The sequence below is a fragment of the Rosettibacter firmus genome, from assembly GCF_036860695.1.
Taxonomy (GTDB): domain Bacteria; phylum Bacteroidota; class Ignavibacteria; order Ignavibacteriales; family Melioribacteraceae; genus Rosettibacter; species Rosettibacter firmus.
This window is the reverse complement of sequence record NZ_JAYKGJ010000003.1, coordinates 21931-44082: the sequence shown is the minus strand read 5'-3', so window position 1 is coordinate 44082 and position 22152 is coordinate 21931. Positions and strand designations below refer to the sequence as shown.

General features: G+C 29.9%; 22 protein-coding genes. 16 read left to right on the top strand and 6 right to left on the bottom strand.

Annotated elements, in window-relative coordinates; all coding sequences use genetic code 11:
• Position 1: 1 nt before the first annotated feature.
• The 11 genes from VJY38_RS10540 to VJY38_RS10490 all read left to right on the top strand — a co-directional run bounded on the left by VJY38_RS10540 (position 2) and on the right by VJY38_RS10490 (position 10154).
• Positions 2 to 535 carry a BrxA/BrxB family bacilliredoxin gene (locus VJY38_RS10540; RefSeq protein ID WP_353680670.1) on the top strand — a complete coding sequence of 178 codons (534 nt, stop codon included), beginning with the start codon at positions 2 to 4 and terminating at the stop codon, positions 533 to 535.
• A 37-nt stretch (positions 536 to 572) separates the two neighbouring features.
• A complete protein-coding gene (locus tag VJY38_RS10535) occupies positions 573 to 1043 on the top strand; it encodes an RrF2 family transcriptional regulator (RefSeq protein ID WP_353680669.1) in 471 nt (156 codons plus the stop codon).
• A 270-nt stretch (positions 1044 to 1313) separates the two neighbouring features.
• Positions 1314 to 2105, top strand: coding sequence for a 3-methyl-2-oxobutanoate hydroxymethyltransferase (gene panB, locus VJY38_RS10530; protein ID WP_353680668.1), 792 nt, complete (start codon positions 1314 to 1316; stop codon positions 2103 to 2105).
• Entirely contained in the window at positions 2102 to 2866 is a 765-nt protein-coding gene (gene panC, locus VJY38_RS10525) for a pantoate--beta-alanine ligase (RefSeq protein ID WP_353680667.1), read from the top strand. Before panB ends, panC begins: the two co-directional genes overlap by 4 nt.
• Complete coding sequence (coaBC, locus tag VJY38_RS10520; RefSeq protein ID WP_353680666.1) at positions 2853 to 4094, top strand: bifunctional phosphopantothenoylcysteine decarboxylase/phosphopantothenate--cysteine ligase CoaBC; 1242 nt, start codon at positions 2853 to 2855, stop codon at positions 4092 to 4094. Before panC ends, coaBC begins: the two co-directional genes overlap by 14 nt.
• On the top strand, positions 4091 to 4876 hold the full coding sequence (locus tag VJY38_RS10515) for a type III pantothenate kinase (RefSeq protein WP_353680665.1): 786 nt from the start codon (positions 4091 to 4093) through the stop codon (positions 4874 to 4876). The genes coaBC and VJY38_RS10515 overlap by 4 nt, the downstream gene beginning before the upstream one ends.
• Positions 4876 to 5226, top strand: a complete 351-nt coding sequence (gene panD, locus VJY38_RS10510) for an aspartate 1-decarboxylase (RefSeq protein ID WP_353680664.1) — start codon at positions 4876 to 4878, stop codon at positions 5224 to 5226. The genes VJY38_RS10515 and panD overlap by 1 nt, the downstream gene beginning before the upstream one ends.
• 51 nt (positions 5227 to 5277) lie before the next feature.
• On the top strand, positions 5278 to 5976 hold the full coding sequence (cmk, locus tag VJY38_RS10505) for a (d)CMP kinase (protein ID WP_353680663.1): 699 nt from the start codon (positions 5278 to 5280) through the stop codon (positions 5974 to 5976).
• Between the two features lie 112 nt (positions 5977 to 6088).
• Positions 6089 to 7924, top strand: a complete 1836-nt coding sequence (gene rpsA / locus VJY38_RS10500; RefSeq protein WP_353680662.1) for a 30S ribosomal protein S1 — start codon at positions 6089 to 6091, stop codon at positions 7922 to 7924.
• Positions 7925 to 8064: 140 nt separating this feature from the next.
• Entirely contained in the window at positions 8065 to 9378 is a 1314-nt protein-coding gene (mtaB, locus tag VJY38_RS10495; RefSeq protein ID WP_353680661.1) for a tRNA (N(6)-L-threonylcarbamoyladenosine(37)-C(2))-methylthiotransferase MtaB, read from the top strand.
• Complete coding sequence (locus VJY38_RS10490) at positions 9375 to 10154, top strand: hypothetical protein (protein ID WP_353680660.1); 780 nt, start codon at positions 9375 to 9377, stop codon at positions 10152 to 10154. The genes mtaB and VJY38_RS10490 overlap by 4 nt, the downstream gene beginning before the upstream one ends.
• 40 nt (positions 10155 to 10194) lie before the next feature.
• Here VJY38_RS10490 and VJY38_RS10485 read toward each other — a convergent pair whose 3' ends face one another.
• From VJY38_RS10485 to VJY38_RS10475, 3 genes are read right to left on the bottom strand one after another with little or no spacing between them, the layout of a single operon-like run.
• Positions 10195 to 11433 carry a RagB/SusD family nutrient uptake outer membrane protein gene (locus tag VJY38_RS10485; RefSeq protein WP_353680659.1) on the bottom strand — a complete coding sequence of 413 codons (1239 nt, stop codon included), beginning with the start codon at positions 11431 to 11433 and terminating at the stop codon, positions 10195 to 10197.
• Positions 11434 to 11450: 17 nt separating this feature from the next.
• Positions 11451 to 12608: an outer membrane beta-barrel protein gene (locus tag VJY38_RS10480; RefSeq protein WP_353680658.1), complete on the bottom strand. Its 1158-nt coding sequence runs from the start codon at positions 12606 to 12608 to the stop codon at positions 11451 to 11453.
• Between the two features lie 9 nt (positions 12609 to 12617).
• Positions 12618 to 14354 carry a carboxypeptidase-like regulatory domain-containing protein gene (locus VJY38_RS10475; protein WP_353680657.1) on the bottom strand — a complete coding sequence of 579 codons (1737 nt, stop codon included), beginning with the start codon at positions 14352 to 14354 and terminating at the stop codon, positions 12618 to 12620.
• Between the two features lie 256 nt (positions 14355 to 14610).
• Between VJY38_RS10475 and truA the strand changes: the two genes are divergently transcribed.
• From truA to VJY38_RS10450, 5 genes are read left to right on the top strand one after another with little or no spacing between them, the layout of a single operon-like run.
• The gene (truA, locus tag VJY38_RS10470) at positions 14611 to 15345 is read left to right on the top strand and encodes a tRNA pseudouridine(38-40) synthase TruA (RefSeq protein ID WP_353680656.1); all 735 of its coding nucleotides are present in this window, start codon (positions 14611 to 14613) and stop codon (positions 15343 to 15345) included.
• Positions 15345 to 16094 (top strand): SDR family NAD(P)-dependent oxidoreductase, encoded by a 750-nt coding sequence (locus VJY38_RS10465; RefSeq protein ID WP_353680655.1) that lies wholly within the window; start codon positions 15345 to 15347, stop codon positions 16092 to 16094. Before truA ends, VJY38_RS10465 begins: the two co-directional genes overlap by 1 nt.
• 57 nt (positions 16095 to 16151) lie before the next feature.
• A complete protein-coding gene (locus VJY38_RS10460; protein ID WP_353680654.1) occupies positions 16152 to 16613 on the top strand; it encodes a DUF2231 domain-containing protein in 462 nt (153 codons plus the stop codon).
• A gap of 5 nt (positions 16614 to 16618) precedes the next feature.
• Positions 16619 to 17206 (top strand): hypothetical protein, encoded by a 588-nt coding sequence (locus VJY38_RS10455; protein ID WP_353680653.1) that lies wholly within the window; start codon positions 16619 to 16621, stop codon positions 17204 to 17206.
• Positions 17207 to 17246: 40 nt separating this feature from the next.
• The gene (locus VJY38_RS10450; RefSeq protein WP_353680652.1) at positions 17247 to 18278 is read left to right on the top strand and encodes a hypothetical protein; all 1032 of its coding nucleotides are present in this window, start codon (positions 17247 to 17249) and stop codon (positions 18276 to 18278) included.
• Between the two features lie 5 nt (positions 18279 to 18283).
• On the opposite strand, the gene VJY38_RS10445 is transcribed toward VJY38_RS10450, so the two are convergent.
• From VJY38_RS10445 to VJY38_RS10435, 3 genes are read right to left on the bottom strand one after another with little or no spacing between them, the layout of a single operon-like run.
• Complete coding sequence (locus VJY38_RS10445) at positions 18284 to 19645, bottom strand: M16 family metallopeptidase (protein WP_353680651.1); 1362 nt, start codon at positions 19643 to 19645, stop codon at positions 18284 to 18286.
• The gene (locus VJY38_RS10440) at positions 19642 to 20916 is read right to left on the bottom strand and encodes a M16 family metallopeptidase (protein ID WP_353680650.1); all 1275 of its coding nucleotides are present in this window, start codon (positions 20914 to 20916) and stop codon (positions 19642 to 19644) included. The genes VJY38_RS10445 and VJY38_RS10440 overlap by 4 nt, the downstream gene beginning before the upstream one ends.
• A 6-nt stretch (positions 20917 to 20922) precedes the next feature.
• Positions 20923 to 22128 (bottom strand): alkaline phosphatase family protein, encoded by a 1206-nt coding sequence (locus tag VJY38_RS10435; RefSeq protein WP_353680649.1) that lies wholly within the window; start codon positions 22126 to 22128, stop codon positions 20923 to 20925.
• Positions 22129 to 22152 lie beyond the last annotated feature (24 nt).

The window sequence follows — 22152 nt, the reverse complement described above, 5'->3', positions numbered from 1 at the left end:
TATGTTTAATATAAATACTAAAACACCGCTTTATGATCCAGAAGCTGTTCAACCTATGCGTGATGAATTAATTTATGTTGGTTTTCAGGAAGCAACAACACCTCAATTGATTGATGATTTTCTTTCTCAAAAAAATGGTGAAACAGTTTTTGTGGTTATTAATTCTGTTTGTGGATGTGCTGCAGGAAGTGCTCGTCCAGCTGCTACTTTAGCACTGCAACATCATACAATTCCAGATAAACTTATTACAGTGTTTGCTGGACAGGATAGAGAAGCAGTTGATTATCTTCGCGAAAAATACTTGAGTCAATATCCACCATCGTCTCCATCAATGGCTTTGTTTGATAATGGTGAGCTGGTATATTTTCTTCCCAGATATAGAATTGAAGGAAGATATGCCGAAGAAATAGCAGAAGAATTAAAATCAATTTTTGATAAATATTGCAAACGAAAAGGTCCATCAATTTCACCTGAAAAATATGCTCAATTAGTTCATGCTATTTCTTGTGGTTCAAAAATACCTTTGAATTCATGACTATGAAAAATTGGTAAGAAATAAATAGGAATTTAAATTGAAGTTTAGTTCACAAGAAGAATATGGCTTAAGATTATTACTGAGAATAGCTAAATTTTATAGCGCTGGCAAATCTTTAACTATTCCAGAAATTTCACGTGCTGAGAAAATGTCGCATCATAATGTAGGTAAAATATTAAGAATATTAAGATTGGCTGGATTTCTTGTGGCTGAACGGGGGCAAATGGGTGGTTACACTTTATCCAGACCACCCGAAGAAATTAAAATTAAAGATGTATTATATGTTTTAGGTGGAAGATTATATGACGATACTTTTTGCCAGACTCATGCAGGTATTACAAACTTTTGTACAAATTCTATTGATTGTTCTCTTCGTTCTTTATGGAGAATTATTCAGGATGCTATTGATACCATTATTGAAAATATTACCTTAAAAGATTTACTGAATTCAGAAAATTACTTTTTTGAAATTATTCATAATTCAAAAAATATTGGAATAACCAATTGATAAATTATTCCGGTTTTCATTCAATAAATTTTATTGCCATTTAAAAACACATTAGATTATTTTGATTATAAACTTTATCTTTCGATTGTAAAATGAGTTGATTCCTGAAAAGGAACAATTACATAAAATATTTCGTACTACAAAAAGGACTTGATCGATGAGACAGGTACCAGAATCAAATCAACAAACAACTATCCGCACCATTTCATCTCATAAATTACTTCTCGATAAATTTTGTAAAGACATTTTAATTTAATTCATTGGTGTAAAATGAAAACAGTTATCGATTTTAAAAATTCTAAGCAACAGGGAAAAAAGATATCAATGGTTACATGTTATGATTACTGGTCAGCCAAAATTATAGATGAAAGTGAAATTGATGCAGTCCTTGTTGGTGATAGTGTTGCAATGGTTATGCATGGTTTCGAGACAACAATTAATGCAGAAATTGAAATGATGTGCTATCATGTGGCTGCGGTTAAACGTGGCTTAAAAGATAAATTATTAATTGCAGACTTACCCTTTCTTGCACATAGAAAAGGTACAAAATATTTAATGGAAGCAATCGACAAATTAATGAAAGCTGGAGCTCAAGCAATTAAGATTGAAGGGGCAGATGATAATATCGAATTGATTCAATACATTGTTAAAACAGGAATTCCTGTGATGGGCCATCTTGGATTAACACCACAATCTGTTCATCAATTAGGTGGCTATAAATTACAGGGGAAAGATAGTGAAGCTTCAAAGAAATTACTGGATGATGCTCAAAAACTTGAAAAGGCTGGATGTTTCTCAATTGTTTTAGAAATGCTTCCTTATGAACTCTCTAAAAAAATTACAGATGAACTTTCAATCCCTACAATTGGAATTGGTGCCGGACCTTTTACAAATGGTCAAATTCTTGTACTTCAGGATATGCTTGGTTTATCAAAAGAATTTCAACCAAAATTTTTAAGAAAATATTTGAATGGCTATGAATTAATCTTAAACTCACTTAATAAATTCAATAATGATGTTAAAAATCAAATTTACCCGGACTTAAATGAGAGTTACACATGACAAAAGTGATAAAAAATATTTCTGAATGGAAAGTCATTAGAAATTCAGAAGACTTAAAAAACAAAACAATTGGTTTTGTACCCACTATGGGAGCTCTTCATAAAGGTCATGCATCACTTATAGAAAGATGCTTAAAAGAAAATGATATTTCAGTTGTAAGTATATTTGTTAATCCAACTCAATTTAATGATCCTGATGATTTACGAAATTATCCAAGAACATTTGAAAATGATTTTAAGTTGCTCGAAACTATGAATGTCGATTACTTGTTTTATCCTGAATACGGAGAAATTTATTCTGATAATTATCGCTACAAAATTGTTGAGACAGACTTCAGTAAAAAACTATGCGGAGCATTTCGACCAGGACATTTTGAAGGTGTTCTTACGGTTGTTATGAAATTATTTAATATAGTAAGACCACACAAAGCATATTTTGGCGAAAAAGATTATCAGCAATTAAAACTAATTGAAGGAATGTGCAAAGCATTTTTTATGGATATCGAAATAGTGCCCTGTCCAATTGTTCGAGATGAAGATGGACTTGCATTAAGTTCAAGAAATTTATTGTTGACAGATGAAGAAAGAAAAATTGCAGTAAATTTTCCCGAGCTTCTTAAATCAAAAAAATCTGCTAATCAAATTAAAGAAGAACTCGAAAAACTTGGTTTTAAAGTTGACTATATTGAAGATATAGAAGGAAGAAGATTTGGTGCCGTTCACATTGGAAAAGTGAGGTTAATTGACAATGTCGAATTATAAAATTTTATTTGGAATAACTGGCTCAATAGCTGCATATAAAAGTGCATACTTAATTTCAAAACTGGTTCAGAATGGTTTTGAAGTTAAAGTTGTTATAACAGAAAATGCACTGAAATTTATTGGAAATGCTACACTTGAAGGATTAACTGGCAATAAAGTTTATTGCGATTCATTTGAACAGGGCGAAATGATGAATCATATTAATCTTATGAAATGGGCTGATTTAATAATTGTATGTCCTGCTTCTGCCAATACAATTAACAAATTTGCAAATGGAGTTGCAGATAATTTAATAACTTCTTTGTTTCTTGCTTATGATTTTAAAAGACCTTTTTTAATTGCCCCTGCAATGAATGTGAAAATGTATGAGCATCCAGTAACAAAAGAATCATTAAAAAAATTAAGTGACTGGGGAATAAAAGTTTTACCAACTTCTAAAGGTTACCTGGCATGTGGTGATATGGGAGAAGGAAAACTTCTTGAACCAGATGAAATTTATGAATATATATTAATTTCACTTAATGAAAATAATCAGAAAAGAAAACTGAAAGTTCTTGTTACTGGTGGGGGAACTAAAGAAAATATTGATGGAATACGATATATCACAAATTTGAGTACTGGTAGAACAGCTTCAGAAATTGCCAGTTATTTTGCTCGAAATGGTCATAGCGTAACTTATCTTCATGCATTTGATGCTACTACACCATCAGCACATTGCAATAAAATTTCTTATAACGATTTTAATGATTTGAATAAAAAAATTGAAAGTATTCTTAATTCTGATTCATATGATTTAGTAATTCACAATGCTGCTGTTAGTGACTATTCACCGGTTTTTGTAGAACTTGGAAATGTTAAATATGATGTACCACTAAATTCTAAAATTAAATCTGAAGTGGATGAAATTAATATTCATTTAAAGAAGAATTTTAAAATACTCGATAAGATTAAAGACTATTCAAAAAATAAAAATCTATTTCTGGTTGCGTTTAAATTTACAAATGCACTTAATGAAGAAGAAAAAATTAGTGCAGTTAAAAAATGTTTTCACAATTCAAATTGCGATTTAGTTGTTAATAATGATTTAAATGATAGAGACGAAAATAATGTTCAACGAATCTTTCATATTTATGATAGAGAATTGAAAAAAATAACTGTAAATACTGCTTATGATTTATCGGAAGAAATTGAAAAAATTGTTATTCAAAAAATTGGAGATAAAAAATGATTCTTTGCATTGACGTCGGCAACACACATATTTATGGCGGTCTTTTTCATAATAATGAACTGGTTTTACAATTTAGAAAAACATCTCGTCAGGAATTTTCGTCGGATGAAATTGGTATATTTTTGAAAAGTGTTTTGAAAGAAAATAATTTCGACACAGAAAATATAGATGGAATTTCTATTTGTAGTGTTGTTCCGGATTTAAATCATTCGCTGAGAGCTGGATGTGTCAAGTATTTTAATATAGAACCTTTCTTTCTTAAACCAGGTGTAAAAACTGGATTAAAAATAAAATACCGCAATCCTGTTGAAGTTGGAGCAGATAGAATTGCTAATGCAATTGCCGCTGTTCATACATTTCCCAATAAAAATCTTATTGTTATCGATTTTGGAACAGCAACCACTTTTTGTGTAATATCAAAAAACAAAGAATATCTTGGGGGAGTAATATTACCCGGTATAAAAATTTCTATGGAAGCTTTGGAGAGCAAAACGGCACAATTACCTGCTGTTGAAATTAAAGAAATGAATGAAGTAATTGGACGCTCCACTGTTGAGAGTATACAATCTGGATTATATTTTGGACAGATAGGAATTGTAAAAGAAATTAAATCAAGAATTATTGAAGAAGCATTTAAAGATGAAGCTCCTGTAGTAATTGGTACTGGTGGTTTTTCACGTTTATTTGAAAACGCAAAACTTTTTGATATTATTATTCCAACACTGGTTTTAAATGGTTTATATCTTGCTTATAACATTAACAAAGAAAAAGAGGTTGTATAATGTTAAGAACAGTCTTAAAGTCAAAAATTCATCGTGCGGTTGTTACAGATGCTAATTTGAATTACGAAGGTTCAATAACAATTGATAAATTTTTATGCGAAAAGGCAGACATATTAGAATATGAAAAAGTAGATATTTACAATATTAATAATGGAATAAGATTTTCAACTTATGTAATTTTTGGTAAAGAAGGAGAAATAATTTTGAATGGGGCAGCAGCTCGTTTAGTACAGAAAGGGGATTTAATAATAATTGCAAGTTATGGAATTTACTCAGAAGAAGAATTAAAAAGTCATACCCCAAAAATCCTGCATGTTGATAATAATAATAGAATAATAAACAAAGTTTAAAAGTTATTTAAATTTGCTACATCAAAGCTCTTTTTCTATTTTTGTAACCCAATGTTAAAGAAAATTATAATAGCAATAGACGGTCCTGCTGGCTCAGGTAAATCCACTGCTGCTAAAAATTTAGCAACTAAACTTGGATTTATTTATTTAGATACTGGAGCAATGTATCGTGCAATAACGCTTATGGCTATTAAAAAAGGGATTGTTGACGATACACAGGCTGTAATAGAAATGGCAAAAAATTTAAACCTGAATTTGAAGTTTGAAAATGGCTTAACAAAAGTTTTTGTTAATGGTCAGGAAGTAACTGATGAAATTAGAAGTGCAGAAGTAAATTCAAAGGTAAGCGAAATTAGTGCTATACCCGAAGTAAGAGAACAGATGGTTAAAATTCAAAGAGAAATTGGTAGTAAAGGTAATATTGTAGCAGAAGGACGGGATGTTACAACTGTTGTTTTTCCAGATGCTGATGTAAAAATATTTTTAACTGCTTCGCTTGATGTAAGAGCACAAAGACGATTAAGAGAATTTCAACAAAAGAATATCCCTATTACTTTTGAAGAAGTTAAAGCCAATCTCGAAAAACGAGATAAAATAGATAGCGGACGAAAAGTTTCTCCTCTTAAAAAAGCAGATGATGCTATTGAATTTGATAATACTGGTTTTACTCCAGAAGAAGATTTAGAATTTTTATTAAAAAAAATAAATGAAACATTAAGAAGTAAAGGGATTGAAATATTAAATAACTGAAGTTTTACACTGAAAGCCATCACTAAATAACTAATGTGTAACAAAACAATAAACTGCTACGGCTTTCTTTGATGGCGGAAAGACGAAGGCAGTAAATTAAGCAGGAGGACTAATGTCCGATTTACAAAAAGATACATTAAACAAAAAAACTGATCATCCAAAATTTATTAACGCAGAAGAATATTCACCTGAAGAACTTGAACAACTTTCAAAACTATATTCAGAATCATTTAGAGATATTAAAGAAGGTGAGATTATTCAGGGAACAATTGTAGGAATTAGCGGAGATAATGTTGTTGTTGATGTCGGCTTTAAATCCGATGGAATGATTCCTAAATCTGAATTCAGTTCCACAGAAGAAATAAAAATTGGCTCTAAAATCGATATTGTAATAGAAAGTGTTGAAGATGAAGAAGGAAATCTGGTTCTAAGTAAAAAGAGAGCAGAATTTCTTAAAACATGGGCTAAAGTTATGGATGCCTATGAAAATGATAAAGTTCTTCAAGGTAAAATTCTCAAAAGAGTTAAAGGTGGAATGCAGGTTGACTTAATGGGAGTTGAAGCATTTCTACCAGGTTCACAAATTGATATTAGACCGGTGCGAGATTTTGATGCTTATGTTGGTAAAACAATGGACTTTAAAATTGTTAAAGTCAATAAGCCAGCAGAAAATATTGTTGTTTCGCATAAAGTATTAATTGAAGAAACTATTGCAGATCAACGCAAAGAAATTCTTGAAAAACTTGAAAAAGGTCAGGTTCTCGAAGGTACTGTTAAAGCAATTACAGATTTTGGTGTATTCGTTGATCTTAATGGAGTTGATGGTTTAATTCACATTACAGATTTAAGCTGGGGAAGAATAAATCATCCAAGCGAAGTTGTTAAACTTGATGAGAAAATTAAAGTTGTTGTTACCGATTATGATAAAGAGAAGAAAAGAATTTCTCTTAGCTTAAAACAATTACAACCACATCCATGGGAAAATATTGACGAAAAATATAAAGTTGGCGATAAGGTTTCTGGTCGCGTTGTTTCTCTTACAGATTATGGTGCTTTCATCGAAATTGAAAAAGGAATCGAAGGATTAATTCATATTTCAGAAATGAGCTGGACACAGCATATTAGTCATCCTTCACAATTTGTTTCGATGGGACAGGTTGTAGAAGCTGTTATTTTAAGTCTCGATAAAGAAGAAAAGAAAATTTCTCTTGGAATGAAACAATTAACACCAGATCCATGGCAGGATATTGTTAAGAAATATCCCGTAGGTTCTCGTCACACTGGAATTGCAAGAAATCTTACAAGCTTTGGTGTATTTGTTGAACTCGAACCTGGAATTGATGGATTGATTCATATTTCAGATTTATCATGGACAAAGAAAATTCGTCACCCCGGTGAAGTTGTTAAAAAAGGTGAAAAAATTGAAGTTGTAGTTCTTAATGTTGATACTGAACAAAGAAAAATATCTCTTGGACATAAACAAATTAATCCAAATCCATGGGATGGATTTGAATCTGTTTATGCAGTTGGAAAACAAACAGAAGGAAAAGTTGTTCGCATAATCGAGAAAGGATTAATTGTAGAACTCCCACTTGGAGTTGATGGTTTTGTTCCTGCAACTCAATTGTCAACATCAAAAATTAAAAATCTATCCTATTGTTTCCCGATAGGAACAAAGCTCGATCTTAAAGTTGTTGAATTTGATAAAGAAAATAAAAAAATTGTTCTGAGTGCTATTGCTGTTCTAAAAGAAAAATCTGATGAAGAAATAGCAGAATATATAACTCAACATAAACTTGAAAAAGTTACAGTTGAAGATATTAGACAGGCTGATGCAGGTAAATTTGATTCATCTGATTTTAATCTGTATGATGATAAAGTTCCACCAGCTCCACCTCAGCCACCACAGAGCGAGAATCCCAAGCAAGAAGAAACTAAATCTGAATAATTATTAATAAAAAATACCTTACGGGTTGAGAATTTATTCTGCACTGAATAAACTCAGCCCGTTTGTTATTTTTATATATATAAAATTGTTTGTAGTATTGATATAAACATTTTATTATTTTATTAAAATTTGATTAAGGTATGAATAAAAAAGTTGCTTTCTATACATTAGGGTGTAAATTAAATTATTCTGAAACGAATACAATAAGTGAACAATTCTTAAAACGTGGATTTGATATTGTCGAGTATAATGATTATGCAGATGTTTATGTTGTTAATACATGCAGTGTAACGGAAAGTGCAGAAAAAGAATGCCGACAGATAGTTCGTCGTGCTTTAAGAAATAATCCAGATGCATATGTTATTGTAACTGGATGTTATGCTCAGTTAAGACCAGAAGAAATAGCAAGCATCGAAGGTGTAAGTGCAGTTCTCGGTAGTAAAGAAAAATTCAATTTATTTGATTATATAGACAACTTTGAAAAGAAGAATCTTTCGTGCATTCATGTTTCTCCAACCGAAGAATTAGATACATTTAATCCATCTTATTCGAACGAAACCAACGATAGAACACGTGCTTTCTTCAAAGTTCAGGATGGATGTGATTATAAATGTTCATTCTGCACAATCCCACTTGCACGGGGTAAAAGTAGAAGTGCAAAACCAGAAGAAATTATTGATGAATTTGAACAAATACTGGATCATGGCTATAAAGAAATTGTTTTAACTGGTGTTAATGTTGGCGATTATGGTAAAGCTTTTGGTTATAATCTTTATTCATTATTAAATGATCTGATTAAAATCGAAGGTGAATTTAGAATAAGAATTAGTTCGATTGAACCTAATTTATTAAGTGATGATTTAATTGAACTAATAGCAAATAGCAATAAAATTTGTAATCACCTTCATGTACCACTCCAGAGTGGAAGTAATAAAATTTTAAAACTGATGCAAAGAAGATATAAAACCGAAGATTATCGTAATACAATTTATAAAGCAGTTGAAAAAATTAATAAACTTGCAATTGGAGTTGATGTAATTGTAGGATTTCCTGGAGAAACTTATGATGATTTTCTTGATACTTATAATTTTCTAAAAGAGCTACCCATTGCATATCTTCATGTTTTTACATATTCAGAAAGACCCAATACAAAAGCAATAAATCTACCAGATAAAGTTGAAGTTAACGAAAGAAGAAAAAGAAATAATATGCTCAGAATCTTAAGTGAAAAAAAGAGAAATGAATTTTATCGTACTATGATTAATCAAGAATTAATAGTATTATTTGAAGCAGAAGAACATAATGGTTTTATGAAAGGATTTTCTTCTAATTATGTGCGTGTAAAAATTCCTTTTGAAGAGAGTTTTATTAATCAGTTTATAAAAGTAAAAATAACGGAGGTTAATGAGAATATTGCTACAGCAGTTCCATTAACAAATAAGGTTACTATATGAAAAAAATATTTTTTTTGATGTTTGTCTCATCAGTAATTTTTTCTCAGGAAATTAAGAATGAAATATTATTTGAGTATCGCTATAGTTTATCAAAAAATTTAAGTAATAGAATTGATGAAGACAAATTAGATAATTATCCCAAGAAATTTTTTCAACAGAACACAGAATCTATTCTGAGTGACTTTTCAAAAAATAAAAAGAATCCAGCACTTGCAATTTTATATTCAATGTTAATTCCCGGTATGGGAGAATTATATGCAAATAATTATGAAAGTGGCAAATACTTTACAATAACAGATGGAATACTCTGGGGTGTATTTGCTGGATTTAATATTTATGGACACTGGAAAGAAAATGATTATAAATCTTTTGCACAATCTAAAGGTGGTGTTAATCTCGAAGGAAAAGATTCTGATTATTTTGCTACAATTGGAATTTATATTAACATAGATGAATATAATCGTAAAAAAGAATTGAGCCGGGATTTTTACAATGTTTATGATCCTCAAAGAGATTTCTGGAAATGGAGTAGTGAAGAACAGAGAAAAGAATATCGCCAATTATGGCTTTCCAGCGAACAGGCATATAATAATGTAAGATTTGCTGTGGGTGCATTGATATTGAATAGATTAATAAGTGCAGTAAATGCAATTAGACTGGTTAATGCATATAATAAAAATCTTTCTACTGAAATGGGATGGAATTTAAATTTTAGTGTGGTAAATAATCCTGGTTTACCAGCTTTATTAACACTAAATTTTTATAGAAGTTTTTGATAATAAAAAAGGCTGATCATAAGATCAGCCTTTTTTGTTTTTAGAAGTTCGGATTTTCGTTTCTTTCACCTTCAGGTATTGGTAAGTATTGCCATTTACCTGGTAAGTGCCATAACCCAAATCTTCTTTGATCTGGCAATCTCATCCCCTGGAAACAAAGTTCTTTATCTCTTTCTTCAACAATACTAGGTTTTGATGGATCGTTTAAAGTAATTTCATTTAAAGGATCAATTTGATGTGATGCACGAACTTCATTTACAAGAGCAAGAGCATCACCCGATGCAGCTCCTCTCAATATTAATTCTGCCAACATTAAATTATTTTCCTGCCATGTCATAATTGGTATTCCAGTAATTAAACCTGTACCGGGATCCAGTTTGTATTTATATTGATAATAAAAATTACCTGATGCACCAGCTGCAAGGGCAGCTTTCTTGAATGGAATTCTATTAGCTTCTTTTGGATCTTTAGTTACGTAATCAACCATTCTTTGAGTTAGAACAAATTGAGAACGTAATTCACCTGCCTGAACTCGATAATTGTTATCATTTAAAGTGTTGTACTTAGCATCAAAAACTGCATCGCCACTTTTCATTCCATCTTTTGCATAAGTAGCAGCATTTGTATAATCACCCTTGAATAAATATGCTCGTGCAATTAATGAATTTACTAATCTTTTTTGTGCATCAGTAGTTGTGAAATTTATTGCAGTTTTCCATCTATCTATTGCCTGATCATAAAGTTGAGCAGATGGTATAATTGGACTGCGATTAATAGCATCTCCACCCTGATCCTTTGTTAATCCAAAGTAAGTTGCACTGAAATATCTTGCAAGTCCACCATATAGATAAGCATTAAAGAGTCCATTCTTCTTTATATTCTCATCTTTAAATGTGATTCTATCAATTCGAGCAATTAAAGTATCTGCATATTTTCTAAAACGATGGAGAGGAGTATATGCAGCATCAATTGAGTTATTGTCTGTTAAAATATCACCAAGATCTATTTGTTCATAAGTTGGGAATGTAGCATTTCGAACTTTTCGATCGAAGAATAGTTGATCAGATAATCCATCTGCTGCTATAAATAGATCGTCAATACAAAATGCAGCAGCATCTTGAATTCCTATGACAAGAAAGCCAACCTGATCTTCTCTATCAAGCACATTATCTTCAACACGGTCAATAAATGGATCTACACTTGTTACATAATCTTCACAGGCGAAAACTGTGAGGAATAAGAGTAGAGAAACATATTTTAATAATTTTATTTTTTTCATATTCATTTCTCCTTCAATTAAAATCCGATTTGGAACCAGAAGTTGAATACTCTGGGATTTTGTAAAGTCAAGAAATCCTGACCACGAGATAAGCTTCTGCTACCTGCAAAATTAACTTCGATATCTGCACCTGTGTATTTAGAGAATTTTAAAAGATTGTATCCAGAAAATCCTACAACAAAATTGCGAATATAATTTCCAGGAATAAATTCAGTAATTAAATCTGTAAAATCGTAGCTTAAGCTTACTTCTCTAATAACAAGGAAATCTGCATCTTCAATGAAATTACCATCATAACCATAGTACATGCTGGCATATTGTTCGGCAGCAGCTTTGTATTCGGCAGAACCAACTTCTAATCTTTGAATTTCTGGATAATTATTTGTAAGACCTAATTTTGCTTTCAGTTCTTCGTATGTTGTGTTGTTGTTGAACTGTATTGCAAATTGTTTTGTAAGATTATATACTTTATTATTTAATCCATATTCAGCCAGTGCATAGAAATTAAAGTTCTTTAAGAATTTAAAGTTGACTGTAAACGAACCATAATGGTCAGGATATGGATTACCTAAATCAACTCTATCTTCGGTAGCTTCAGCACCAATATATTTACCATTTGCATCAAATTTAGCACCTTTTGTTTTCCATGTATAGAATTCATGTTTTCTCATTCCTTCTTTAATTACATTTACATCAAATCCATCAAATATTGGTTGAGCTCCACCTAAATCTGTAACTTCATTATTCTGGTAATTCCAGATGAAGGAGAAAGATAAATTATAATCTCTTGTTCTAATCGGGTTGAATTGCAATAAGGATTCAAAGCCCCAGTTTTTCATGCCTCCAATATTAAATGGAACAGCACTTGCTGTAAGACCAGTAGATGGAGCATTTTGTTTATCAACAATTGAGTTACTTGCATTTTGATTAAAATAGGTAAATTCAAGAGAGAACATTTTAAGAAATTCTGTTTCAAATCCAACTTCAAGTTCTTTTATTTCTTCTGGTTTTATTGCTGCATTACCAATTGAATTTAAGATTGCACCAATTCCATGACCGGCATTTGTAGCCTGCCATAATAAAGGAATACCATCATCATTAGCAGGTAATTGACCACTAACACCATAAGCAGCTCTTAATTTTAAGAGTTCAATTTGTTCAGGAAGTTTTACCATTTTGTCAAGTCAAATTGCAAAGCTTGCTTTAGGATATGTAATAGCAGGTGCTTCTCGACCAACTGCACTTGCATAGTCTCTTCTTATAGCTAATGTCCAGAAATATGTATCTTGATAAGAGAAGTCGTTTTCAAAATAAATTCCAGCATCTCTATTATGTGCTGCTCCTTCATTATATTCTCTAATTGTAGCACCAGAACCAACATTCATTATGTATTGAGAACCAAATTGTTCTGCATTCATAAAACTTGTTTGAATTCTACGATCAGATATTTGTGTACCTATGATAGATGTACTTCTTAGTCCTTCGAGAATATCATAAGAATATCTTGCATTCAGGTCATATGTAAATCCTCTAAAGTGTCTATTATAAATTCTCTTTGCACCTTTGTTAATTGTACCATATCGATATTGAGCTGGATAAATTTGATCCTGTCTCCAATCGGAATCTTCCATGCCAACGCCTGCATTTATTTCCATATTCTGAATTGGTGCCCATGTTAATGAGTAAGAACCTATAAATTGGTTATTGTTATTATTATCGATGAAATTTGCTACAGCAGCACTATCTGTAAAACCCCATAATGCAAGCAAAGTATTTCCTAAGTATCCATAAATATTATTATCGTTATTAGGTGCACGTAAATAATTGTAAGCAAATCCTGTATTAAATCTCATACTTAAGTTTTCTGTGGGATAAGCAGCAACATTTACTTTGAATGTTTTTCTATCTCCTTTAACTGGATCAAGTATTCCTTCTTCAATTCTATTTTGGAAAGAAGTATAGTATCTAATAAATCCAGTTCCACCCGAAGCACTTATGAAATGATCTCTAACAAAGCCATCTTTATAAATTTTATTTGCTCTATCGTTATCTTTTACTGAAAGGAAATCTTCTGCTTTATATTTGAATGATGGAGTATTAATACCAAAATTATATTTATAATCAATAGAAACACCTTTACCTAAACCAGGAACAAGTTTACCAGTTTTAGTTGTAATCATAACAACACCATTGGAAGCATTTGTACCATACATTGCTGCAGCAGCAGGACCTTTGAGAACTTCTATTTTTTCAATATCCTGCACATTAAGATTTGCCAGGATGCTAAAACCCTGCCCACCACGACCATAGCCTACAATTTCTGCATTATCTACACGAACGCCATCTATATAAATCATGGGTTGTTCATCGCCATTTAATCCTCCACCACCACGAACAAAAAAGCTAAATCCACTACCAACATTTCCCGAAGCTTGTTTTAATTGTACACCAGTAACTTTACCACTCAATAATTGATTAATTCCCTGATAACTTTGAACTGCGGTTAATTCTGCAGCTGGAATCCTTGATACTGCAATTTCTGAAACCGATTTTGAAGTTCTCGAAGCAATACCAGTCACAACTATGGTTTCACTTTCAAAGATATCTTCTTCTAATTGAAAGTTCTGCTCAATTGAATTTCCTGTTAATATAATCGAAACTGATTTTGACTTATATCCAACATATGAAACACTTAATTCTACGGTTTGACCTTTTGCCAGGTCTTTTGGTACTTCGAAGGAATAATTCCCTTCAAGATCGGTTGCAGCTCCCATGTTAAGAGCTTTAATGTATACATTTGCTCCTATGAGTGGTTCACCTTTAGTATCGGTTACTTTTCCCATAACTCTAAAGGTGTTCTGTGCTAAAAGGTAGGATGGAATTAGAGCAAATAGAAATAAAAGTGGTATTATTTTTTTCATACACACCCCTATTTGGTTGGTAAATGAGTTTGTTAGGAAATTGTTATTTATAGATTCATTATTGTTTTGAAAACCTAATTGCTTATTCGAAAAACAATCTAATTGTTTGATTTTTAAAAAACAATAAAAATTTTTTAGAGACTTTAAAATTCTTATTGAATATTTCAATATTGACTTGAAAATTTTTATTGATGAATTCTTTTTTGTCTTTTTGTTAACTTAATTTTGTAAGACATTAATTTATTTGATAACTAAAATGAACAACTATCTTTTACATATTCAGTATGATGGAACAAATTATGCAGGATGGCAAATTCAGAGTAATGCAATGACAGTTCAACAAAAAATTATTGATGCTATTGAAATTCTTTTAAAAGAAAAAGTTAATCTAATCGGTTCTGGTAGAACAGATACTGGAGTTCATGCTTTTGGTCAAACTGCAAATTTCCGTACAGAGAAGAATTTTGATTTATATAAATTTCAGCATTCACTTAATGGTATTCTCCCCAGCGATATATCTATTAAAAAAATTGAAAAAGTTCATGAAACTTTTCATGCAAGATTTGATGCTAAAAGCAGATGCTACATTTATCTTTTTACACATATCAAATCTCCTTTCCTGGAAAGATATTCTTATTTATATCCACCTATTATGAAGTTAGATATTGATAATCTCAATAATTTAAGCAAAGTATTTTTAGGTGAACATGATTTTACATCATTTTCTAAAGTAAATAGTGAAGTAAAAAATAAAATTTGTTTTGTTAATGAAATTCGTTGGAGAAGAAGTAAAGAATTTACTTTATTTTACATATCAGCAAATCGTTTTTTATATGGAATGGTAAGAGCTTTGGTTGGAACTCTGCTTTATGCAGTAGAAAAAAAATATGATGAAAATTTTTTGCTCGATATAATGGAAAAAAAGAATAGAAGTTTTGCAAAAGAATCTGTTCCTGCAAAAGGTTTATTTTTATATAAAGTGAGGTATTAATGATCGATTTAAAAAATAAAGTAACTTTAATAACTGGAGGAACTCGCGGTATAGGCGAGGCTTGTGTTAAACTTTTTGTAAAAGCTAATTCAAGAGTTGCATTTACTTATAAAAACTCTAATGTAAAAGCTGAAATATTAGAAAAAGAGTTATTCCCAATGGTTAAAGCTTATAAAGCAAGCATGGAATCAGAAGAAGATATTTTTAATGTTGTAGAAAATGTAATTAATGATTTTGGTAATATCGATATTCTGGTTCATAATGCTGGAATATGGAATGATGGTACACTTGAAAACTTAACTTTAGACAGATGGGAAGAAATGCTTAGAATTAATTTGACTTCAACTTATCTATTTGCTAAAGCTTGTTTACCATACATGAAGAAAAGTAATTTTGGTAGAATGATATTTGTATCTTCTACAGCCGGTCAAAGAGGAGAAGCATATCATTCGCACTATGCTGCATCGAAAGGTGGAATAATTTCATTTACAAAATCTCTTGCTGTTGAATTAGCTCCTTTTAATATAACAGTTAATTCGGTAGCTCCCGGCTGGGTAGATACAGATATGTGTAGCGAAGTTTTTGCAGATAAAGAATTTAAAGAAAAAGTTCGTAGAGAAATACCGGTTGGTAGAATTGCTTCGGCTGAGGATATTGCTGGACCAATTCTTTTTCTTGCATCAGATTTAGCTCGACATATAAATGGCGAAATTCTAAATGTTAATGGTGGAAGTGTGCTTTGTGGTTAAATGATTTTTATTTTCTGATTTTCATATAAGAAAAATAAATTTAATAGGATTGTAAAGATGGAGTTACTTTCGAATTTTCATCCAAAAGTTGTTCATTTTTCAATATCACTTTTTGTTATCTATTTCGTTTTTGATTTATCTGGATTTGTATTTAAAAAAGAATATTTACAAAAAAGTGCGTTTGTGTTATTGATTATAGGTGTCATAAGTTCAATCTTATCAGTCCTTTCAGGTCATCAGGCTTTTGAAACATTCAAAAATAATTTTCAAAATAATTTATCGATGTACTATGATTTGATTGAACTACACGAAGATTATGCTACAATTACCGTGTGGTACTTTTCTGCACTTTTATTGTTAAGAATATATTTATCTCTAAAGAAAAAATTAACTAAAAAATATCAAATTGTTTTTCTTTTATTTAGTTTTATTGGTGTAATTTTAATTTTGATGACTGCTTATTATGGCGGCGAATTGGTTTTTGAATATGGAATAGGAACAAAATTATTTGGCAAATAAATTTTATGAAGAAATTATTTATAATAATTTTATTGAATGTATCGGTATTGTATTCACAAATATTAGAATTTGGAGAAGCACGCGGTTTGTTTATGGCAGTTGGTGTAGGTCCAAAATTCCCAATCGGTACATTAAATAATAATAGTAGCATTGGTATTGGCTTCGATGTAACATTGTCTTACACAGATAATGTTATTATTCCAGTTTTTTTGTATACAACTATTGGTTATGGACATTTTCCTGGTAATCAGGATTTGTATAAGAAATCAGATTATTCAACATTCGCAAGTAATTTAATTCTAATCTCTTCTGGTATTAGATATTACTTTCCACCAATTTTAGAAAATGTTGCTCTGTTAATGCCAATTGTAGATGGTGGAATTGAATATGCATATTTTGAAAATTTACATCAGTTCAAAGTAGACAGAAATAAACAAAACTTTCTTGAAAATTTTGGAAGATTTGGTTTTCAAATAGGAGCAGGTTTTTCTATGTTTATTCTTGATGTTATAACATACTATAATTATTTACCAAGTAATCAACATTTATCTTTTATCATAAAAGCTAACATACCGATTTTTGTGAAGTTTTAAATGAATTATTTAGTGTTTCCTTCCAAACTGATTTTAATCTATGTTAATAAAAAATAAATATACAAACTATTTATTGATTGCAGCTATTTTGATTTTAGTTGTTAACGCTGCAGTAGATCTTATAACTAAACGAAAGAAAAATATTAACACAGAACTTGAATTCTCAAAGCGTCAACTCGATTCCATTTTTCTTTCTGTACTTAATGATTTTGGAATTGAGCAGGAATGGATTTCTTATTCAAAGATCAAAATTGCAAATGAAGATTCAATAGAAAGGAAAGTAAATGTAAAAATACCTGTTGATTTACCTATTCCACTTATTATTAAAGATTTCAATCGAAAAATTGAAAACGATATTACAAGTTTTGTAGCAGAAGAGAAATATTTTTATGGTGCTACCGAAATACGAATTTATTCTAATGAATACTTAAAACTACTTATTGAATTAATCCCCGATGAAAAAATTATAAGAAAGAGAAATGAACTATGTTTTGTAATTTCTGATGTGTTTGATTTGAGCGAAAATGATTTTAATTCTTTCTTATCCATCCCTTATAAATTAACTGCTGCTGTTGTACCAGATGAAGAAGTTGCTTCAAAATTATATAAACTTGCTAATTACTCAAAAGAATATATTGTATTGATTAATGATGATATTGAAGATTCTCAATTTAAACTCGATCCTAAATCTCATAAATACATACTAAAAAATTCAATTAAAAATATTGCTTCGGTTTTTAGTGGTGCTAAAATATTTGTAGTAGATGAATCTTCTGATCTATTTAAATCCACCACTTATAATTTTATTAGAGATGAATTTAAAAAACGAAATATCACATTAATTCATCTATCTGAGTTTATTCACCTAACAAATGATGATGAAATAGAGCTCAATTCAAAATTCAAATTTTATGCAGAAGATAAAAGTGGAGATAATCAAAAAATATTTTACATACCTTTTGATAATTTTATAAAAATAAAAGGTGAATTTGATAAAATGAGAAAAAAAGGGAATAAAATTGTGCCTATATCATCAACGTATTTAATCGAAAAGAGTTTAGCAATTAAATGATAGTATTATTCAATCACATTACCATAAATATCTAATTCGATGATCTCTTGAGAAAGATTGGTAAATTGTTGTAATATTTTATTTTTATCTCCAACTACAAGTATTGTCAATTTATCAAGATCTATATTTTCTCTGGCAGCTTTTATAATATCGCTCTCACTTACAGATTCAATATTTTTTATATAATTATCATAATAATTTAATGGGAGATTGTATTTAAGCAATATTAAAATACTCTGAGCAAGTTGTGAATATGATTCGAAATTAGAAGGGAAGTGTTTGATAATAAATGACTTTGCTAAATTTATTTCTTCTCTTGAAATATGCTTTTTTATTTTTTCTAACTCAGATAAAGTTTCTGTTATGGCTTCTGCTACGTTCTCTATATTTACAGCTGTATTGATTTCAAAATAACCAGCATTTTGAAAATAATTAAATGATGAATGAGCCCCATACGTAATACCTTTTTGCTCTCTTAAGTTGAGATTAATTCTGCTAAAAAATTCACCACCTAAGATTGAATTCATAAGTTTATTTGCAAAGTAATCTGGCGAGTTTCTCTTTCTGGATAAATGACCAATTCTTATTTCTCCCTGTGCTGAATTTTCTTTATGAATGATATAATATTTAGTTGTGGATTTAGCTGGAATTTCTAAATCAATATCAGGGAGAAAATTCTTTTCTGGTAAAAAGTATTTATCAACAAGATTTATAATTTCTTCTGAATTAATATTCCCTGTAACTATAAATTTACATTTAGAGTTTTGAATATATTTTTCGTAATAATCTTTAATATCATCAAGCATAATATTTTTAACAGTATTTTCGTAACCAATTGTAGGAAATGCATAATAGCTATTTTTGAATAGTTGCTTCTCGAAAGCAGAAGAAGCAATATATGCTGGTTCATCTTTTAATTGAATAATTTTATCAATTAATTTTTTCTTTTCTCGTATAAAATCCTTTTCTTCTAATCTTGGTTCATTGATAATTGTAGAAAGTAATTCAAGTGAATGTTCAAAATTTTCTTTTAAAGATAATATTGAAAATGAAAAAATATCGTGATTTACACTGATACTGAATACTGTGCCGAGTTTTTCAAATTCATTGCTTATTTGAAATGCATCATATTTACCAGCTCCTTCGTCAATTAAAAAAGAAGTAAGTAGAGCTAATCCCTTTTTATCTTCTGGATCAAACTTGCTTCCACAAAAATAGATAACATTAAAATTAACAATTGGTAGTTTATCTTTTTTGATAAAATAAATTTCATGACCATCTGATGAATTAACAAAATTAATTCTTGGTATTTCAAATGAGATATTTTCTGCTGGTGCAGGTATTTTACTTCTATTGATCATTTTCATTTATTTCTCTTGGGAATAATGTTAAGTTCGACATATGGTTGATTTAAAAATTTCTGTGCAACTTCAATAATTTGATTTGGATTAACACTTTCATAACGATTTAAGTCAAACATAAATGAATCTGGCTCATTCAAATAAAAATTATATTGATTGATATGATCAACAACTACATCAAGTTTTTGTAAAGAATAAATGTAATGAGATTTAATACTATTTTTTGATCTTATTAATTCTTCTTCTTCAATCCCTTTTTTTATAACTAAATTTATTTGCTCAAATATTTCATTTTTTATTTCTTCAAGAGTGGATTCAGGTTTGGCAGTTGATATTATTAAAAACATTCCACCATATTTACCTGAATACTGAAAAGAAGTAACATCCTGAGAAATTTGTTTATCATATACAAGAGATTTTGTTAGTCTTGCATTTTTTGAAGAAGTAAGAATATCTGAAAGAATATCTAATGAAGAATCATATTGACCAAATATTTTATCTGTATGCCATGCTAAATAAATTCTTGGTAATTGAACATTATCTTCGTGAATTATTTTTTTTGAGCTAATTAATTTTTGCTCTGGACTTTTAACTTCAGGTATTATATCGATTGAAGGAATTTCACCGAAATAAGTTTCAATTAATTTTGTTGCATTATTAAAATCGAAATTTCCACCAATAGCTAAAGTAGCATTATTTGGACTATAATATGTTTTGAAAAATTTAATAACATCATCTAATTTGAAATTTTGTATATCTTCCATCCATCCAATTGTAGGCCAGGAATAAGGATGATCTGATGTAAATAAATTTGAAAGTAAAATTTCCCATGCGAGACCATAAGGCTGGTTTTCGTATCGTTGTCTGCGTTCGTTCATCACTACATCTTTTTGATTAATTAATTTTTCTTCTGTAAGAGCTGGTAGTAAAAATCCCATGCGATCAGATTCAAGCCAGAGTGCTAATTCGAGATAATTTGAAGGTAAAGTTTCGAAGTAATTAGTTCTATCGAAAGATGTGGAACCATTTAGTGTTCCACCAGCTTCCTGAATTAATCTAAAATGTTCTCCTTTAGGAACATGTTTAGAACCTTGAAACATCATATGTTCAAACAAATGTGCAAATCCTGTTTTCCCTTTTGATTCGTTTGCAGAACCAACACGATACCAGATATTTACTGCAACAATTGGTAAGCTTTTATCTTGATATAAAATTACTTCTAATCCATTTGGTAGTTTATATTTTTCGTAATTTATTTTTAGGATTTTGTTGTTCATGATATTTTACTTTTCATTTAAGATAAATTCAATTCTATCAAGTTTGCCATCTATATTAGATCTTGGAGCTATATTAAAAATTTTACAGAGTAATGGATAAATATCAATATTCCATAATGTACCTGTTCTATAATTTTTTTTGAAATTTGGACCAATAGCAATAAAAATTCCATGCATATCTAATTGATTATTATCGTAACCATGATTTCCTTTTGCATAATTAATCCATTCTGATTTAGAGTTTGTAGTTAATGACCATCCTAAATCTGCAACTACAATTATTGAGAAAATAAATGGATGATTTTTAAAATGATAATAATCTGGCATTTCTTCTTTAAGATATACTTTATAATTTTTTTCATTCTTTTTCAATGTTAGATAGACTTCATTTTTTAATTGAGATGGTGGTTCAATAAACATTATTGGACCATCATCCTGTATTTTACAATTATATTTTTCAATTAATTTTTCAATATTAATAGATTTTTCTTTTGAGATTTCTGTCATCCCATGATCAGACACAAAAATGATATTTATACTATCGAGCATATTAATTTTTGATAGTTCATCAAAAAGATAGCCCGAAACACTATCGAGATGTTTTATTGCATTATTAACTTCAGGAGAATTAGGACCAAAATCATGTCCATAAGTATCAGTTTCGTGAAAATAAAGAGTGAGAAAATGTGGTCTTTTCTCCTGTGGTAAAGTTAACCATTTAATTATACCATTGATTTTTTCTTTATAAGAACGATTATGATCATAATTTACAAAATAGGTTGGATGACGATAAGATAAGTTAATTTCAGAGCCAGGCCAGAAGTAACTGGCTGTAATAATTCCATTCCTTTCTGCAGTTTCCCAGAATGCTTCACCGAGATACCATCTTGCTTCTTTTACTGCACTGGTATCGTTTAATTTATATTTAAGATTTTTATAAGGATCAGTAAAAAAATTTCCTATGATACCGTGGTTTTCTGGATACATTCCTGTTACAATAGAAAGGTGATTAGGAAATGTTTTGGAAGGGAATGCTGGTTTAAGTGATAGAGCAGCAACACCATTTTGACGAATCTTTTCTAAATTTGGAGTTAATCCTCTTTCTAAGTAATCCCAGCGAAAACCATCGAAAGATATCAGCAAAACATAAGGTTTTTGGGCTGATATTATAATATTTATTAAAAATATCAGTATGAAGTATATTCTTTTCATAGTTTTTATTAATGTATATTGTTA

What these genes read in the sequence shown, in the direction of transcription:
- VJY38_RS10540 (WP_353680670.1), top strand. Translation starts at nt 2, where the DNA reads ATGTTTAATATAAATACTAAAACACCGCTTTATGATCCAGAAGCTGTT.
- panB (WP_353680668.1), top strand. Translation starts at nt 1,314, where the DNA reads ATGAAAACAGTTATCGATTTTAAAAATTCTAAGCAACAGGGAAAAAAG.
- panC (WP_353680667.1), top strand. Translation starts at nt 2,102, where the DNA reads ATGACAAAAGTGATAAAAAATATTTCTGAATGGAAAGTCATTAGAAAT.
- coaBC (WP_353680666.1), top strand. Translation starts at nt 2,853, where the DNA reads ATGTCGAATTATAAAATTTTATTTGGAATAACTGGCTCAATAGCTGCA.
- VJY38_RS10515 (WP_353680665.1), top strand. Translation starts at nt 4,091, where the DNA reads ATGATTCTTTGCATTGACGTCGGCAACACACATATTTATGGCGGTCTT.
- panD (WP_353680664.1), top strand. Translation starts at nt 4,876, where the DNA reads ATGTTAAGAACAGTCTTAAAGTCAAAAATTCATCGTGCGGTTGTTACA.
- cmk (WP_353680663.1), top strand. Translation starts at nt 5,278, where the DNA reads ATGTTAAAGAAAATTATAATAGCAATAGACGGTCCTGCTGGCTCAGGT.
- rpsA (WP_353680662.1), top strand. Translation starts at nt 6,089, where the DNA reads ATGTCCGATTTACAAAAAGATACATTAAACAAAAAAACTGATCATCCA.
- mtaB (WP_353680661.1), top strand. Translation starts at nt 8,065, where the DNA reads ATGAATAAAAAAGTTGCTTTCTATACATTAGGGTGTAAATTAAATTAT.
- VJY38_RS10490 (WP_353680660.1), top strand. Translation starts at nt 9,375, where the DNA reads ATGAAAAAAATATTTTTTTTGATGTTTGTCTCATCAGTAATTTTTTCT.
- VJY38_RS10485 (WP_353680659.1), bottom strand. Translation starts at nt 11,433, where the DNA reads ATGAAAAAAATAAAATTATTAAAATATGTTTCTCTACTCTTATTCCTC.
- VJY38_RS10480 (WP_353680658.1), bottom strand. Translation starts at nt 12,608, where the DNA reads ATGGTAAAACTTCCTGAACAAATTGAACTCTTAAAATTAAGAGCTGCT.
- VJY38_RS10475 (WP_353680657.1), bottom strand. Translation starts at nt 14,354, where the DNA reads ATGAAAAAAATAATACCACTTTTATTTCTATTTGCTCTAATTCCATCC.
- truA (WP_353680656.1), top strand. Translation starts at nt 14,611, where the DNA reads ATGAACAACTATCTTTTACATATTCAGTATGATGGAACAAATTATGCA.
- VJY38_RS10465 (WP_353680655.1), top strand. Translation starts at nt 15,345, where the DNA reads ATGATCGATTTAAAAAATAAAGTAACTTTAATAACTGGAGGAACTCGC.
- VJY38_RS10460 (WP_353680654.1), top strand. Translation starts at nt 16,152, where the DNA reads ATGGAGTTACTTTCGAATTTTCATCCAAAAGTTGTTCATTTTTCAATA.
- VJY38_RS10455 (WP_353680653.1), top strand. Translation starts at nt 16,619, where the DNA reads ATGAAGAAATTATTTATAATAATTTTATTGAATGTATCGGTATTGTAT.
- VJY38_RS10450 (WP_353680652.1), top strand. Translation starts at nt 17,247, where the DNA reads ATGTTAATAAAAAATAAATATACAAACTATTTATTGATTGCAGCTATT.
- VJY38_RS10445 (WP_353680651.1), bottom strand. Translation starts at nt 19,645, where the DNA reads ATGAAAATGATCAATAGAAGTAAAATACCTGCACCAGCAGAAAATATC.
- VJY38_RS10440 (WP_353680650.1), bottom strand. Translation starts at nt 20,916, where the DNA reads ATGAACAACAAAATCCTAAAAATAAATTACGAAAAATATAAACTACCA.
- VJY38_RS10435 (WP_353680649.1), bottom strand. Translation starts at nt 22,128, where the DNA reads ATGAAAAGAATATACTTCATACTGATATTTTTAATAAATATTATAATA.